The sequence below is a fragment of the Pseudomonas sp. 9.2(2024) genome (genome assembly GCF_039695385.1).
GTDB classification, from domain to species: domain Bacteria; phylum Pseudomonadota; class Gammaproteobacteria; order Pseudomonadales; family Pseudomonadaceae; genus Aquipseudomonas; species Aquipseudomonas paraglycinae.
In genome coordinates, this window is the sequence record NZ_CP155585.1 from 4,799,669 (window position 1) to 4,815,495 (window position 15,827).

Sequence of the window (15,827 nt, forward strand, 5' to 3'; positions counted from 1 at the left end):
CAGCAAGCAACGATTACAAACTATTACGCCTGGTGGCTAGTAACGTAGTCGATTGCAGCTTGTACAGTAGTGATCTTCTCAGCTTCTTCGTCAGGGATTTCGGTCTCGAATTCCTCTTCCAGAGCCATCACCAGCTCAACGGTGTCAAGGGAGTCGGCACCCAGGTCTTCTACGAAGGAAGCGGTGTTGACCACTTCTTCTTCTTTAACACCCAGTTGCTCGGCAACGATTTTCTTGACGCGCTCTTCGATGGTGCTCATACCTTGTTTTCACTCCTAATGGACAAATTCAGGCAGCTGGCCAGTGGGTAAGTGTATAGAAAGACTTTTCAGCTTTTCAACTGAAAGCTTCACTCCTCAAACCCTGCGGCCCTCTGCCTATAAATAGATTGCAGCTTTATAACGGATTTTAGACAGCTCGTATGACATTTTTTTGAAGCAATCCGTCACATTTGAATTACATGTACATCCCGCCGTTAACCGGGATTGTAGCCCCGGTCACGTATGCCGCACCGTCGGATGCAAGAAAAGCGACCACGGACGCGATCTCTTGAGCTTGTCCCAGACGGCCCAGCGGAATCTGCGTCTGCAAGGCTTCACGCTGTGCTTCAGGCAGCTCGCGAGTCATATCGGTGTCGATGAACCCTGGGGTTACCGAGTTGACCGTAATCGAACGCGAACCGACTTCACGCGCCATGGCACGGCTGAAACCTTCCAGACCGGCCTTGGCGGCTGCATAGTTTACTTGGCCAGCGTTGCCCATGGCACCCACCACCGAGCCAATACTGATAATTCGGCCCCAACGCGCCTTGGTCATGCCGCGCAAAACGCCCTTGGACAGGCGATACAGACTGTTCAGGTTGGTATCGATCACGTCGTACCACTCGTCGTCTTTCATGCGCATCATCAGGTTATCGCGGGTGATGCCGGCATTGTTGACCAGAATCGCCACCGGCGCACCGAACTGCTCCTGAATGCTCGCCAGCACTTTGGTGACCGATTCGTCGCTGGTGACGTTCAGTTCGAAACCTGCGCCCTGGATGCCGTTTTCCTTCAGGGTCGCAGCAATACGCTCGGCGCCCGAAGCGGAAGTCGCGGTGCCAACAACGATGGCGCCCTGACGACCCAGTTCCAGTGCGATAGCCTGGCCGATGCCACGGCTTGCGCCGGTGACCAGTGCAACTTTACCTTGCAGACTCATGCAAGCTTCTCCTGATTCAGACAGCCGCTGCGCGAGCAGCAGCAAAAGCGTCTGGGGTATTGAGGTTGGAAGTCGAAACGCCTTCGGCGCAACGTTTGTTCAGACCGGCCAGCACCTTGCCAGGGCCGCACTCGACCAGATTGGTCGCACCTTTGGCGGCCAGGGTCTGTACGGACTCGACCCAGCGGACCGGCTTGTAGAGTTGCTCCAGCAGATCACGCTTGAGGGTTTCCAGATCCGCCGGCACCTGAGCGCTGACGTTCTGTACCACAGGGATCTGCGGCGCCTGCCAGTCGATGGCAGCGATGGATTCGGCGAAGCGCTCGGCAGCCGGACGCATCAGCTCGCAGTGCGACGGCACGCTGACCGGCAGCGGCATGGCGCGCTTGGCACCACGGGCCTTGCAGCCTTCAATGGCGCGCTCAACGGCCGCCTTGGCACCGGCGATCACTACCTGACCCGGGGAGTTGAAGTTCACCGCACTGACCACTTCGCCCTGCGCCGCTTCAGCACAGGCAGCGAGAACATCGGCATCTTCCAGACCGAGGATGGCAGCCATGCCGCCCTGCCCGGCCGGAACAGCTTCCTGCATCAGCTGGCCACGGCGCTCAACGAGTTTTACCGCATCGGCAAGGCTCAAGCTGCCGGCAGCGACCAGCGCGCTGTATTCACCCAGGCTGTGACCGGCAACGAAGGCCGGACGCGCACCACCTTCCGCCAGCCACAGACGCCACAGGGCGATCGAAGCGGTCAGAATGGCCGGTTGGGTTTTATCGGTTTGATTGAGCAGCTCTTCCGGGCCCTGCTGGGTCAGCGCCCACAGGTCGTAGCCCAGAGCATCGGATGCTTCTTTGAAAGTTTCGAGGATCAACGGATGTTGCGCGCCCAGCTCGGCCAGCATGCCGAGGGACTGCGAACCCTGTCCTGGAAAGACGAATGCGAGGGAAGCAGACATGTAACAAGCCCCTAATGATCTTGTCGTCGGAAAAATGGCATCCCGCTAGAGGGACGCAAGAAACTGACAGTTGGATGGCCCTTTGAACCGGGCGGTCACATTTAAGCATTGTCCGACGAAAACGCCTAAGACAACAAATCCTCCAGACGGCCGTGCAGGCGTTCGGGAAGATTCTCCTGAATCTCGATCAGCGCTCGCTGAATGGCACTCTGAAATCCCTGAACCCCGGCCGAACCGTGACTTTTCACGACAATGCCCTGCAAACCGAGGAAGCTTGCGCCGTTATGTCGCGCCGGTGCCAGATCAGCCTGCAGACGCTTCATCAATGGCAACGCCAGAGCGCCGACAGCGCGGGAGGCGAGGTTTTTCTTGAACAAAGCCTCGATGCGCGCAGCGATCATGGTCGCCAGGCCTTCGCTGGACTTGAGCAGAATATTGCCGACAAAACCATCGCAAACCACCACGTCCGCCTCGCCGCGATACAAACCGTCACCTTCGATGAAGCCGATGTAATTGATGCCCCGGGCAGCCTGCAGCAACGTCGCAGCAAGCTTGACCTGCTGATTGCCCTTGATGTCTTCGGTGCCGATATTCAGCAGCGCGACACGCGGGCGAGCGATACCCAGCGTTTGCGCCGCCACGGAACCCATCACGGCGAACTGCAACAGATGCTCGGCACTGCAATCGACGTTGGCGCCCAGATCAAGCAACTGGCAATAGCCCTTCTGAGTAGGGATCGCGGCGACCATGGCCGGACGATCAATCCCCGGCAGGGTCTTGAGCACAAATCGCGACAGCGCCATCAAGGCACCGGTATTGCCGGCACTGACACAGGCCTGAACCTTGCCGTCACGCAGCAATTCGAGAGCGACACGCATCGACGAGTCCGGCTTGCCACGCAGGGCCTGAGCAGGTTTTTCGTCCATGGTGATGACTTCGGACGCCGGAACAATCGTCAGGCGCGCGCGATCGGCAGCCGATTGGCCGGTGATCAGTTCTTCAAGAAGGGAGGGTTGACCGACGAGGGTCAGGTGCAGCGAGGGCGTAGCAGAAAGGCAAGCAAGGCTGGCCTGAACAATGCTGCGGGGACCGAAGTCCCCGCCCATTGCGTCAATCGCGATGACTTGAGCGGACAAGTGATTACTCGTCAGCGCCCTTGTCGATCACTTTACGGCCACGGTATACGCCTTCTGGCGATACGTGGTGACGCAGGTGAACTTCACCAGTGGTTTTTTCTACAGACAGGGTGCTAGCCTCGAGAGCGTCGTGCGAACGGCGCATGTCACGGGCAGAGCGGGATTTTTTGTTCTGCTGAACAGCCATAATTGATTAACTCCTAAACGTTTGGGTCACGCTTTAACTGCGCCAATACACTGAACGGGTTGGACCGCGTTACCTCGTCCTCGCTCGGTTCGGGCTCATCTGCTCCCGCCGGCTGCTGGCATTCTTCCGGATGATGAGCAGGCACAATGGGCAAGGCGAGCAGAAGCTCCTCCTCGATCAGTGACTGCAGATCCAATGGATCTTCGCCCAGTTCCAGCACGTCATAACCTTTCGGTAACGACTGGGTATTCGCACCCTCCTTCACAACAGCGTAACTGCATTCGCTGTGGATCGGCAGGGTGACCAGCTCAAGACAACGCTGGCAAACCATTTTGACTTCAGTGTCGATAAAGCTGTGGATCACCACAGATTTACGTTCATCTCGTTCAAAAACGAATTTTGCCTGCACCGTACCGACATCGTCGGAAAGCGGGTCGCAGAGTCTCTTCAAATCGGCCAGCAGCAGTTCACCTTGAAGGGTGGTGCCACGGTCAGCCAATTTGCGCGGGTCAACGTGAGGTGGAATCGGGTCATTCAACATAGGCGCAGCATTATAGGGATGCACCCACCCATGTCAAAGGAAATTGTGCCCTGTCCGTCACTTGCGCGCCTCCGCTAGAATCTGTCGCCTGCCTCTGGAGATGCGAATGCTGCCTTTATTACTCGCTTCAAGCTCGACCTATCGTCGGGAATTGCTCAGCCGCCTGCGCCTGCCGTTCGTCTGCAGCTCACCGGATATCGATGAAAGCCATCGCCCGGACGAGTCGGCAATCGAGCTGGTCAAGCGCCTCGCCGAACAGAAAGCCCGCGCCCTGGCCGACGAACATCCCGACCACCTGATTATTGGCTCCGATCAGGTTGCGGTACTCGGCGAGCGCATCATCGGCAAGCCACACACCTTCGAAAACGCCCGCGAACAACTGATGGCCGCCAGCGGCGCCAGCGTAACCTTCCTCACCGGCCTGGCCCTGCTCAACAGCCAGACCGGCCACTGCCAGGTCGACTGCGTGCCTTTCACGGTACACATGCGCGTACTGGATCAGGCCCGCGTCGAGCGCTATCTGCGCGCCGAGCAGCCCTACGACTGCGCCGGCAGCTTCAAGGCCGAAGGACTGGGCGTGAGCCTGTTTCAATCAACCGAAGGCCCGGACGCCACGAGCCTGATCGGCCTGCCACTGATTCGCCTGATCGACATGCTATTGACGGAAGGCGTACAGATTCCCTGACCCACAAAAAACCGGCCCTCAGGCCGGTTTTTCTTGCAGCATTCGATCAGCGCAACGACGGGCCATTGAAACCCATCCACATTGCCAGTTTCTCGGCCACGCTGGCACCGAGCTTCTTCGAGAAGCGGTCGAACGGCGATTCCTGAACGGTGAAGTCCACCAGTTCCTTTTCGCCAATCACATCACGCGCCACCGAACTGGCATTACCCAGACCATCGATCAGCCCCAATGGCAGCGCCTGCTCGCCAGACCAGACCAGCCCGGAGAACAGCTCCGGATGCTCCTTGTCTTTCAGGCGATCACCACGCCCCTGCTTGACGCTGTTGATGAACTGCTTGTGCGTGGTATCCAGCACACTTTGCCAAAACGCGGTCTCTTCCGGCTTTTGCGGCTGGAACGGATCGAGGAACGCCTTGTGCTCGCCAGAAGTGTAAGTGCGACGCTCGACGCCAAGTTTCTCCATGGTGCCGACAAACCCGTAACCGGCCGCCGTCACACCAATGGAACCCACCAGACTGGCCTTGTCGGCGTAGATCTGATCCGCCGCACTGGCGATGTAATAGGCACCGGAAGCGCCAAGATCGGAAATCACCGCGTACAGCTTGGTGTCAGGATGCAGGCCGCGCAAACGCTTGATCTCGTCATACACGTAACCCGACTGCACCGGACTGCCGCCCGGGCTGTTGATGCGCAGGATTACGCCTTTGACCTTCTTGTCTTCGAACGCCGCCCGCAGACTGCCGACAATGTTGTCGGCACTGGCCGGCTCTTTGTCGGCAATCATGCCGGTGACGTCGATCAGCGCGGTGTAGTTCGGGCCACGAGTTGCGCTTTTTTCCATGTCCATCAACGGCGTGAACAGGATCAGCGCAACAAACAGATAAACAAACGTCAGCAGTTTGAAGAAGATACCCCAGCGTCGTGAACGACGCTGCTCCTGCACGCCGGCCAGCAGAGTCTTTTCCAGCAGCTTCCAGCTTTTCGCATCACCGTCGTCGGCAGTTGCCTTGGCCGGTGCTTTCCATTCGTCGGTCATGCCATCCACCCCAGCAAAAACGTATTAAGCCTGCTGCCCCAGCCAGGCGTGCAATTCGGAAAAATGGTCGATCGACAGTCGCGGCTCGAACTGCTGCAGTGATTCGATCGATTGCGCGCCATAACTGACCGCCACCGAATCCATCCCCGCATTGCGCGCCATCAGCAGGTCGAAGGACGAATCGCCGACCATCAACGCCTGTTCGGCACGCACACCGCAGTGAGCGAGTATCTGCTCCAGCATCAGAGGGTGCGGCTTGCTCGCAGTTTCATCGGCAGCGCGGGTGATATCGAAATAATCTTCCCAGCCATTGGCCTTGAGCACCCGATCCAGACCGCGACGATTCTTGCCGGTCGCGACAGCCAGGTGATAGCCCTGCTCGCGAAAGGACGCCATCGACTCGACTACACCTTCGAACAACGGCGAAGGCACGGCTTCTGCAGCGATGTAGTGATCGGCGTAATACTCGCGGAACAAGGTCATTTCGGCATCACTGATTTCGGGATACAGCGTGCGGATCGCCTCGGGCAAGCCCAGACCGATGATGCCCTTGACGGCAAAATCATCACGCAACTCGAAACCGGAGCGCCCGGACGCCGAGTGCATTGCCTCGACAATCCGATGAATGGAATCGGCCAGGGTGCCGTCCCAATCGAAAATCAGCAGCTTGTAATCAGATGGGCGCACTCAATCGCTCCACAGTCTTGGCCCACATTTCATCGACCGGTGCCTGCAACTTGAGCTCACCGCCATCGGGCAGCGGCACGGTCAGCATGTACGCGTGCAGGAACAGGCGCTTGCCGCCCAGATCACGGATTTCCTTACTGAAACCATCATCGCCGTACTTGGTGTCACCGGCAATGCAGTGCCCTGCGTGCAACGTATGGACGCGGATCTGGTGCGTGCGACCGGTGATCGGCTTGGCTTCGATCAAAGTGGCAAAATCGCCAAAGCGACGCAGGACCTTGAACACGGTCACAGACTCCTTGCCCTCCTCCTCGTCGACCTCGACCATGCGCTCCCCGGAGCGCAGATTGCTCTTGCCGAGCGCCGCACGGACTTGCTTGATCGAGGTCGCCCAATTGCCGCGAACCAGTGCCATGTAACGCTTGTCGACACCGTCACCGCGCAACGCGGCATGCAAGTGGCGCAACATGCTGCGCTTCTTGGCGATCATCAGCAGGCCGGAGGTGTCGCGATCGAGACGGTGAACCAGTTCCAGCTCCTTGGCATCGGGGCGCAACTGACGAAAGGCTTCGATAACGCCGTAATTCAGGCCGCTGCCACCGTGAACCGCAATGCCGGCGGGCTTGTTGATCACGATCAGGGCCTTGTCTTCGTAGACAATCGAGGCTTCCAGGCGCTGCAACAGGCCTTGGGCCAAAGGCACCGGCTCGTCACGCTCAGGCACACGAACAGGCGGCACGCGCACGATGTCGCCGGCCTGCAGCTTGTATTCGGGCTTGATCCGACCTTTGTTCACACGCACTTCGCCTTTGCGCAAAATGCGGTAAATCAAGGTCTTGGGCACGCCTTTGAGCCGGGCGAGGAGGAAATTGTCGATTCGTTGGCCGGCATATTCCGGCGAGACCTCAAGCAATTGAACGCCTGGAGTCGAAGGGGCAGTAGTCGTCATGGCGCCGATGATAACAATTTTTATGGAATTGAAGCACTTAATCATTGCTGCTATAGTCGCGAACGCCGCCAAAAGCGGCCTGGACAGCGGAACCACGGTCAAAAACCGGCCCTGACCAACGCAATTCACCAGGACGCGAGGCCGTCCTACGGGGCTTTTGCTACGTAACGGTGGAGTTTGCAGCTGTAACAAGCGCAGGTGACATGAGGCCTGAATCACGCCGCAAAGCAGAGTTTTGACTCGCCACGCGAGCCATATTCACGGCCAGTTCACAAAGTGCAGTCAGCCGCGGATGACCCCGAGCGAAGACTCCGGAAACACCGCCTGAATTAGCCATGATGCGTGACCTCCCCTTTCGGAGCTCACGGTAAATGCCAACCCGCTGCGGATTCTGCGCGCGGCAGCACCCGAATTATCAGGGATACGTGTAGGGTGGAGATGCACAACCGCTGGACTGTGTAGCAACAGGTTTTATCAAGACGCTTCATCTCGTCCACAGCCACCGGTTGATTCCTCCTCCTGACTGAGTGCTTAAGTAGCCACAGCAAGCAGGACGCGTACGTCGCGATAACGGCCCAATTGGCCGGACATCGCTGGACACGGGAATGGCCAACCACTCCCGACGCACCTGACACCGACCGTGAGAAGTCGTGTGTGCCGAACGCCGTTTCCGGCAGCCCGGAAACCGACGGTACTACATGAAAAGAATGCTGATTAACGCAACTCAACCCGAAGAGTTGCGTGTTGCACTGGTAGATGGCCAGCGCCTCTACGACCTGGACATCGAATCCGGTGCACGCGAGCAGAAAAAGGCCAACATCTATAAAGGCCGCATCACTCGCATCGAACCAAGCCTTGAGGCTGCCTTTGTCGATTTCGGCTCCGAGCGCCACGGCTTCCTGCCCCTCAAAGAAATCTCCCGCGAATACTTCAAGAAAGCCCCTGAAGGCCGCGTCAACATCAAGGACGTCCTGAGCGAAGGCCAGGAAGTCATCGTTCAGGTCGAAAAAGAAGAACGTGGCAACAAGGGCGCAGCCCTGACCACCTTCATCAGCCTGGCCGGTCGTTACCTCGTTCTGATGCCGAACAACCCGCGTGCCGGCGGCATCTCCCGTCGCATCGAAGGCGAAGAGCGCAACGAACTGCGTGAAGCGCTGAACGGTCTGGTCGCTCCGGCCGACATGGGTCTGATCGTGCGCACTGCAGGCCTGGGCCGCAGCAGCGAAGAAATGCAGTGGGACCTCGATTACCTGCTGCAACTCTGGACCGCCATCAAGGAAGCCTCGCTGGATCGTTCCGCGCCGTTCCTGATCTACCAGGAAAGCAACGTCATCATCCGCGCCATCCGCGATTACCTGCGCCAGGACATCGGCGAAGTGCTGATCGACAGCGTTGAAGCCCAGGACGAAGCCCTGACCTTCATTCGCCAGGTGATGCCGCAGTACGCCAGCAAGATCAAGCTTTACGAAGACAGCGTTCCGCTGTTCAACCGTTTCCAGATCGAAAGCCAGATCGAGACCGCTTTCCAGCGCGTCGTTGAACTGCCGTCCGGCGGCTCCATCGTCATCGATCCGACCGAAGCCCTGGTGTCCATCGACATCAACTCGGCGCGCGCCACCAAAGGCAGCGACATCGAAGAAACCGCCCTGCAGACCAACCTTGAAGCGGCTGAAGAAATCGCCCGTCAGTTGCGCCTGCGCGACATCGGCGGCCTGATCGTCATCGACTTCATCGACATGACCCCTGCCAAGAACCAGCGCGCCGTGGAAGAGAAAGTCCGCGAATGCCTGGAAGCCGACCGCGCCCGTGTGCAGATCGGCCGCATCTCGCGCTTCGGCCTGCTGGAAATGTCCCGTCAGCGCCTGCGTCCTTCGCTGGGCGAAAGCAGCGGCATCGTCTGCCCGCGTTGCAGCGGCACCGGCATTATCCGTGACGTCGAGTCGCTGTCCCTGGCGATCCTGCGCCTGATCGAAGAAGAAGCCCTGAAAGACCGCACCGCCGAAGTTCGCGCTCAAGTGCCGATCCCGGTGGCCGCGTTCCTGCTCAACGAAAAACGCAACTCGATCACCAAGATCGAACTGCGCACCCGCGCCCGCATCGTCATTCTGCCGAACGATCACCTCGAAACCCCGCATTTCGAAGTTCAGCGTCTGCGTGACGACAGCCCGGAAGCCGCGACCAACCAGTCCAGCTACGAAATCGCTGCCGCTGCCGCCGACGTCGAAGACGTTCAGCCAGCCGCCGCGACCCGCACCCTGGTGCGCCAGGAAGCCGCCGTCAAGACCGCTCCGGCCCGCGCCAACGCTCCGGTTCCGACCGAAGTCGCCGCTCCGGCCCCGGCACCTGCTCCGGTTGCCGCGCCAGAGCCAAGCCTGTTCAAAGGCCTGGTGAAGTCGCTGGTCAGCCTGTTCGCCACCAAGGAAGAGCCTGTAGCTCCGGTTGTGATTGAAAAACCAGCCACCGAGCGTCCGGCCCGCAACGAAGAGCGTCGCAACGGTCGTCAGCAGAGCCGCAACCGTAACGGTCGCCGCGATGAAGAACGCAAGCCGCGCGAAGAACGTGCACCGCGTGAAGAGCGCGCCCCACGTGAGCCGCGTGAAGAGCGTCAGCCGCGCGAACCACGTGAAGTCCGCGAGCCGCGCGAATCCCGTGACGAAGCACCGGTAGCCCGCGAAGAACGCGCACCACGCGCCCCTCGTGAAGAACGTGCACCACGTGCTCCACGTGAAGATCGCAAGCCGCGTGGCGAGCGTGAAGAACGCGTACGTGAACTGCGCGAACCTCTGGATGCCGCTCCGGCCGTTGCTGCCGCCGCCACCGCTGAAGAGCGTCCGGCCCGTCAGCCGCGTGAAGAACGTGCGCCACGTCCTCCGCGTGAAGAGCGTCAACCGCGTGCCGAACAGGCCGCTGCTGCCGTCGCTGAAGAAGAAATCACCACCAACGAAGAGCAACTGCCGGAAGACGGTTCGGAGAACGCCGAAGGCGATCGTCCACGCCGCCGCTCCCGTGGTCAGCGTCGTCGCAGCAACCGTCGCGAGCGTCAGCGTGATGCCAATGGCAACGTGATCGAAGGTTCGGAAGAATCCGAGTCCGGCGAAAACGTTCAAGCGCCAAGCACTGCCGATCTGGCTGCTGGTCTGGCTGTTACCGCTGCGGTTGCCAGCACCGCGATCAGCGCTCCGGCTGAAGCTCAGGCCCACGAGCAAGCTGAACGCGCTACCGCTGCAACACTGGAAACTGCTCCAGTAGAAGCGCCGGTTGTTGAAGCAACCACTCCGGTAGAAGTAGCTGCCGCTCCGGAAGTCGAAGTGGCTCCGGCTCGCGAAGCTCAGCCTCAGGTTGAAGCGGCTGCCGAACCAGCGGTGACCTTCCAAGCACCAGCCGTAGTTGAAGAGTCGGTTGTCGAAACCGTCGCTGAAACCGTGACCGAAACCGTGCGTGAAGTTCGCGAAGAACAGACCGCATTCAACTGGGTCGCCGAGCCAGCTGTCGCAGAAACACCAGCGCCAGTGGTTGAAGCACCTGTTGTTGAAGAAGCCAAGACTGCCGAGCCAGTAGTGGTTGCCGAACCGGCACCGGTCGTTGAAGCCCCTGTGGTTGAAGCGCCAGTTGTCGCCGAAGCACCTGCCCCGGTAGTTGAAGCGTCTCCAGTTGTCGCGCCGGTCAGCGCCCTGACCCCAAGCGGCCGCGCACCAAACGACCCGCGTGAAGTACGTCGTCGCAAGCGTGAAGAAGAGCGTCTGCAGAAGGAAGCCGAACTGGCTGCCGCTGCTGCTCCAGTCGCTGCCGAGCCAGTGGTTGCCGAAGTGGTCGAGGCAGCTCCTGCCCCGGTCGCTGAAGAAGTTGCCGTTGAGGCCGTGATTGCCGAAGCACCACGCTCCGTTCAGGAAGCGGTCGAGCAACACGAAGAGGCCCAGGAAAAAGAACACGAGCCTAAACCTCTCGTCTGATTCCAAAGCCAATAAAAAGCCCCGCCTGGTGATCCAGGCGGGGCTTTTTATTGGCTCAAGGTTTTATCAGGATGGCGGGAAAACCAGCGCATCCGGCACGTCGATATCCCACAACACACCCGGATCATCCACCGCGACTTCAATCACTCGTCCTTGGGCAAACAGCGGTCTGGCGCCGCGGTCACCGGACAAAGACATCAGTCCCGCTGCGAACGATCGACCAAACCCGACCGGATGCCCATAGTCACCGTTCAACGTCGGTACGCTGACCGCATCCTCGGCAATCGCCGCCACGACCCGTTCCATGCTCGACGGCAGGATGAACGGCATGTCGCCCAGCACAATCAGCCAGCCATCGGCATCCGGGCAAGCCGCCACACCCGCCGCGATGCTGTCGCCCATTCCCGTGGATTCGATCGAGACAATGTCACACCCATAAGCCTGCGCCATGCGCATTGCCTGCGGGCGCGCCTCGGTCGTCACCAGCACTCGCTGGTCGAGGCTCGCCGGCAGGTTCACCAGCACCTGCTCGATCACCGAACGCACCGCGCCATCACGCCCGGTGCAATCGGCCAGCAGCTTGTCCTTGTCGGCACCCGCCACTTCGCGAAAGCGGCTGCCCTCGCCCGCCGCCAGCACAATCACTCCGATGGATCGGCTCATACACTCTCCACTGTTTTCTTCTGCTTGAGCTCGACACCATTCTTGATCGCGACGATTTCCGCCAACAGTGACAAGGCGATTTCCGCCGGGGAATGGCTGCCAATATGCAAACCGATCGGCCCGTGCAAACGGGCGATGGCCGCTTCCGACAAGCCTAGCTCAGCCAGATTTTCCCGACGTTTGCGGCTATTGACCCGCGAGCCGAGCGCACCGACATAGAACGCTTTGGAATCGAGCGCCGTGAGCAGCGCCATGTCGTCCAGCCGTGGATCATGAGTCAGCGCGACAATCGCCGTGCGTTCATCGGTCTGGATGTTCAGCACCGCTTCATCCGGCATACCGGGCACAAACCTCCCATGCTGCTCTTCCCAGCCATAGACGAATTCGGTGCGCGGATCACAGATCAGCACTTCGAAATCCAGCAACCGCGCCATCTCGGCCACATACCGCGACAACTGCCCGGCGCCGATCAACAGCAGGCGCCAGCGTGGGCCATAGATGGCGCGCAGGGTCTGGCCGTCGAAGCTCAAGGTGTCAGTCTTGCCGGCCGGTCGCAGCACCACCTCGCCAGTGCCGATGTTCAGCTCGCGCGCGACGATTTCGTGGGCTTCGCAGCGATCCAGCAACTCGGCGACCCACGCCGGATCGCCGACTCGCTCCTCGGTCAGGCGCAGAGTGCCGCCGCACGGCAGGCCGAAACGCGCCGCCTCTTCCTGCGTCACGCCGTAGGTGATCAAATGCACCGGCGGCCCGTCGGCGGGAATCCGTCCGTCGTGCAGCCGGGCGATCAGATCGTCCTCGACGCAACCTCCGGACACCGAACCGATCACCACGCCATCTTCGCGCAACGCGAGCATTGCGCCGGGCGCCCGGGGAGCGGTGCCCCAGGTCTGCACCACGCTGAACAACATCACTCGCTGCCCGGCGCGACGCCATTCGAGCACACTGCGCAGGACATTCAGATCGGCGCTGTCCATCACGCTTGCGCCTTCTGCCAGCCCTGCAACTGGTAACGCACCGGCAGGTTACGGATGCGCTGACCGGTGGCGGCGAAGATCGCGTTGCACAGCGCCGGCGCAATCGGCGGCACGCCCGGCTCACCGACACCGCCCAATGGCACCTCACCCGGCGGCGTCACCAGATGCACCGCGACTTCCTTCGGCGCCAGCGACATGCGCGCCACCTCATACATATGGAAGTTGTCCTGTTGCACCTTGCCGTCCTTGAAGCTGATTTCACCCCACACGGCATTGCCCAGGCCCATCACGCAGGCGCCTTCGAACTGCGAACGGATCCGCTCGGGGTTGATCTGCGGGCCGCAATCCACAGCGATATCGGCCTTGTGCACGATCAGCGTGCCGTCGTCCTTGACCTCGACTTCGATCACCGCCGCCACGTAGGTGACGAAGCTGTAATGCACCGCCAATCCGAGACCACGACCCTTGGGCAGTTGACGCCCCCAACCCGCCGCCTTGGCCGCGGTTTCGAGCACGGTGCGCATGCGCCCGGTGTCGATCGGATAACGCTCGGGAGATTCGCCGTAGTTCCATTCTTCACTGAGCGTACGCGGGTCGATCTGCCGATCCGGGCCGAGCAACTTGATCTGATACTTGAGCGGATCTTCCTTGGCCTTGTGCGCCAGTTCGTCGACGAAGCTCTGAATCGCAAAACCATGGGGAATGTTCGACACCGAGCGATACCAGCCCACCCGCGTGTGCACCGTGGCCTCAGGGTTTTCCAGGCGCACGTTGGGAATTGCGTAGGCCATGTTGGTAAAGCCCATGCCCAGCTCGAACGCAGCTTCGTGATTCATGCCCGGCGCAAACAGCGCAGTGATGCTCGGCGCTACCGTGCGGTGCAGCCAGGCGGACGGCAAGCCGTCCTTGCCCACACCGGCCTTGAGGTATTCGGCGGACACAGTGTGGAAATACGAGTTGTGGATGTCGTCTTCCCGGGTCCATTGCACGCGCACTGCTTTGCCAGGAAATTCCTTGGCGAGCACGGCAGCCTCAACGACGAAGTCCGGTTTGGACTTGCGGCCGAAACCACCGCCGAGCAGTGTCACGTTAAAGGTGACGTTATCGAATGGCAGCCCCAGGCGTTCGGCGATCCGCTCGCGGGTAACCTGCGGCGCCTGGCTCGGTGCCCACGCCTCGCAGGTGCCATCCTTGTAACGGGCGATGGCAACCATCGGCTCCATCGGTGCCTGGGCCAGATGCGGCAAGTAATAGGAGGCTTCCAGAGTGCTGGCGGCACTGCCGATGGCCTTGTCGATGTCGCCGGTATTGCGTACCACTTTGCCCGGTTTCAGCGAAGCGGCTTCGATCTCCTTGCGATAGGCGACCGAGTCATAAGTGGCGTTCGGGCCATCGTCCCACTCGATCTTCAGCGCTTCACGACCTTTCAATGCCGCCCAGATGTTGCTGGCCACCACGGCCACACCACCCAACGGCTGGAATTCCGAAGGCAATGGTCGGGGTTCGATCTGGATGACTTTGAGCACGCCCGGCACTTTCAGCGCGGCGCTGTCGTCGACCGACTTGACCTTGCCGCCGTACACCGCCGGACGCGCAATGACCGCGAACAGCATGCCGTCGAAATGCACGTCGGCCCCGTAAACCGCCCTACCATTGACGATGTCGGCACCGTCGATGGCTTTGGTGCCTTCCTTGCCGATGTAGCGGAATTCCGACGGCTGCTTGAGCCGCAGGCTGTCACGGGCCGGCACCGTCAGCGCACTCGCCGCAGCGGCCAGCTCACCGTAACCCAGCTCGCGCCCGGACGGCGTGTGAATGACTTTATGCAGTTGTGCGCGGCATTCGCCGACCGGCACCTTCCACTGCGCGGCGGCGGCCTGCTCCAGCATGGTCCGCGCGGCAGCGCCGCAACGGCGCATCGGTTCGTACCAGTGACGCATGCTGCGCGAGCCGTCAGTGTCCTGGTTGCCGAAGCGCACTTCATCACCCGGCGCCTGCTGAACCTTGACGTGCGCCCAGTCGGCTTCCAGCTCATCGGCGACCACCATGGTCAGGCTGGTGCGCACGCCCTGGCCCATTTCCGAACGGTTACAGACCACGGTCACCGTGCCGTCGGCGGCAATGCTGACGTAGATCTTCGGATCGTCGATCCAGCCGTTGGGCATGCCGTCGGCGCCAAACTTCTTGGGCTTGTCTTCGGCCAGCGCATCCTGCCAGCCCCAGCTCGCCGCCAGCACCAACGCCCCGGTGGCACCGACGCCCTTGAGGAAGCCCCGACGACTCAGGTTGCTCAGGGCGAAATCGTTCGGTAGACGGCTCATGCCTTGGCCTCCTTCAGGTGAGTGGAGGCCTGACGGATCGCGGTCTTGATCCGGTTGTAGGTGCCGCAGCGGCAGATGTTGCCGACCATCGCCTCTTCAATCTGCTCATCGCTCGGATTCGGGTTGGTCTTGAGCAACGCGGTGGCGGACATGATCTGCCCGCCCTGGCAGTAACCGCATTGAGCCACAGCCGTGTCGAGCCAGGCTTGCTGGACGATCTGACCGACCGGATCGGCGTGCAGGTTGTCGATGGTGGTCACGTTCTGCCCGACCACCGAACCGATCGGGGTGATGCAACTGCGCGCCGGCGCGCCGTCGATATGAATGGTGCACGCACCGCACAGGCCCATGCCGCAGCCGAACTTGGTGCCGTTGTAACCGGCGACGTCGCGGATCGCCCACAGCAGCGGCATGTCCTCGGTGACATCGAGTGGATGATCTTGACCATTGAGTTTCAGGGTAATCATGGGCACGCCCGCATATTCTTGGAGGTTATGGGGTCGAGCCATCTGCCACCGCAGGGACGGTAGTGGTTCGCGC

The 15,827-nt window shown here is 60.6% G+C and carries 15 protein-coding genes; 2 read left to right on the forward strand and 13 right to left on the reverse strand.

All coding sequences use genetic code 11. The annotated features are described in order from the left end of the window. Nucleotides 1-23: 23 nt before the first annotated feature. The 6 genes from acpP to ABFB52_RS21560 form a co-directional block, all read right to left on the reverse strand. Nucleotides 24-260, reverse strand: a complete 237-nt coding sequence (gene acpP, locus ABFB52_RS21535; protein ID WP_003175607.1) for an acyl carrier protein — start codon at nt 258-260, stop codon at nt 24-26. A 196-nt stretch (nt 261-456) separates the two neighbouring features. Continuing rightward, entirely contained in the window at nt 457-1,200 is a 744-nt protein-coding gene (fabG, locus tag ABFB52_RS21540) for a 3-oxoacyl-ACP reductase FabG (protein WP_007950790.1), read from the reverse strand. Nucleotides 1,201-1,216: 16 nt separating this feature from the next. Further along, nucleotides 1,217-2,155, reverse strand: coding sequence for an ACP S-malonyltransferase (gene fabD, locus ABFB52_RS21545; RefSeq protein WP_007950787.1), 939 nt, complete (start codon nt 2,153-2,155; stop codon nt 1,217-1,219). Between the two features lie 125 nt (nt 2,156-2,280). After that, nucleotides 2,281-3,291 carry a phosphate acyltransferase PlsX gene (plsX, locus tag ABFB52_RS21550; RefSeq protein WP_074688106.1) on the reverse strand — a complete coding sequence of 337 codons (1,011 nt, stop codon included), beginning with the start codon at nt 3,289-3,291 and terminating at the stop codon, nt 2,281-2,283. A 4-nt stretch (nt 3,292-3,295) separates the two neighbouring features. Next, complete coding sequence (rpmF, locus tag ABFB52_RS21555; protein WP_003179396.1) at nt 3,296-3,478, reverse strand: 50S ribosomal protein L32; 183 nt, start codon at nt 3,476-3,478, stop codon at nt 3,296-3,298. A 13-nt stretch (nt 3,479-3,491) separates the two neighbouring features. Continuing rightward, nucleotides 3,492-4,019, reverse strand: a complete 528-nt coding sequence (locus ABFB52_RS21560; RefSeq protein ID WP_003204262.1) for a YceD family protein — start codon at nt 4,017-4,019, stop codon at nt 3,492-3,494. A gap of 106 nt (nt 4,020-4,125) precedes the next feature. Between ABFB52_RS21560 and ABFB52_RS21565 the strand changes: the two genes are divergently transcribed. After that, complete coding sequence (locus tag ABFB52_RS21565) at nt 4,126-4,704, forward strand: nucleoside triphosphate pyrophosphatase (protein WP_129973704.1); 579 nt, start codon at nt 4,126-4,128, stop codon at nt 4,702-4,704. 46 nt (nt 4,705-4,750) lie between these two features. Here ABFB52_RS21565 and sppA read toward each other — a convergent pair whose 3' ends face one another. The 3 genes from sppA to rluC are packed head-to-tail and all read right to left on the reverse strand — an operon-like array spanning nt 4,751 to nt 7,376. Next, complete coding sequence (gene sppA / locus ABFB52_RS21570; RefSeq protein WP_085745059.1) at nt 4,751-5,740, reverse strand: signal peptide peptidase SppA; 990 nt, start codon at nt 5,738-5,740, stop codon at nt 4,751-4,753. Between the two features lie 24 nt (nt 5,741-5,764). After that, nucleotides 5,765-6,427 (reverse strand): HAD-IA family hydrolase, encoded by a 663-nt coding sequence (locus ABFB52_RS21575; RefSeq protein WP_085607333.1) that lies wholly within the window; start codon nt 6,425-6,427, stop codon nt 5,765-5,767. After that, nucleotides 6,414-7,376 carry a 23S rRNA pseudouridine(955/2504/2580) synthase RluC gene (rluC, locus tag ABFB52_RS21580; protein WP_007950779.1) on the reverse strand — a complete coding sequence of 321 codons (963 nt, stop codon included), beginning with the start codon at nt 7,374-7,376 and terminating at the stop codon, nt 6,414-6,416. The genes ABFB52_RS21575 and rluC overlap by 14 nt, the downstream gene beginning before the upstream one ends. Nucleotides 7,377-8,074: 698 nt before the next feature. Between rluC and rne the strand changes: the two genes are divergently transcribed. Continuing rightward, nucleotides 8,075-11,326 carry a ribonuclease E gene (rne, locus tag ABFB52_RS21585; RefSeq protein WP_129973703.1) on the forward strand — a complete coding sequence of 1,084 codons (3,252 nt, stop codon included), beginning with the start codon at nt 8,075-8,077 and terminating at the stop codon, nt 11,324-11,326. A gap of 66 nt (nt 11,327-11,392) precedes the next feature. On the opposite strand, the gene ABFB52_RS21590 is transcribed toward rne, so the two are convergent. The 4 genes from ABFB52_RS21590 to ABFB52_RS21605 are packed head-to-tail and all read right to left on the reverse strand — an operon-like array spanning nt 11,393 to nt 15,754. Next, a complete protein-coding gene (locus ABFB52_RS21590) occupies nt 11,393-11,989 on the reverse strand; it encodes a nucleotidyltransferase family protein (protein ID WP_129973702.1) in 597 nt (198 codons plus the stop codon). Next, nucleotides 11,986-12,966 (reverse strand): XdhC family protein, encoded by a 981-nt coding sequence (locus ABFB52_RS21595; protein ID WP_129973701.1) that lies wholly within the window; start codon nt 12,964-12,966, stop codon nt 11,986-11,988. The genes ABFB52_RS21590 and ABFB52_RS21595 overlap by 4 nt, the downstream gene beginning before the upstream one ends. Continuing rightward, nucleotides 12,966-15,287 carry a xanthine dehydrogenase family protein molybdopterin-binding subunit gene (locus ABFB52_RS21600; protein ID WP_129973700.1) on the reverse strand — a complete coding sequence of 774 codons (2,322 nt, stop codon included), beginning with the start codon at nt 15,285-15,287 and terminating at the stop codon, nt 12,966-12,968. The genes ABFB52_RS21595 and ABFB52_RS21600 overlap by 1 nt, the downstream gene beginning before the upstream one ends. Beyond that, the gene (locus ABFB52_RS21605; protein ID WP_039770687.1) at nt 15,284-15,754 is read right to left on the reverse strand and encodes a (2Fe-2S)-binding protein; all 471 of its coding nucleotides are present in this window, start codon (nt 15,752-15,754) and stop codon (nt 15,284-15,286) included. Before ABFB52_RS21605 ends, ABFB52_RS21600 begins: the two co-directional genes overlap by 4 nt. Nucleotides 15,755-15,827: the final 73 nt, after the last annotated feature.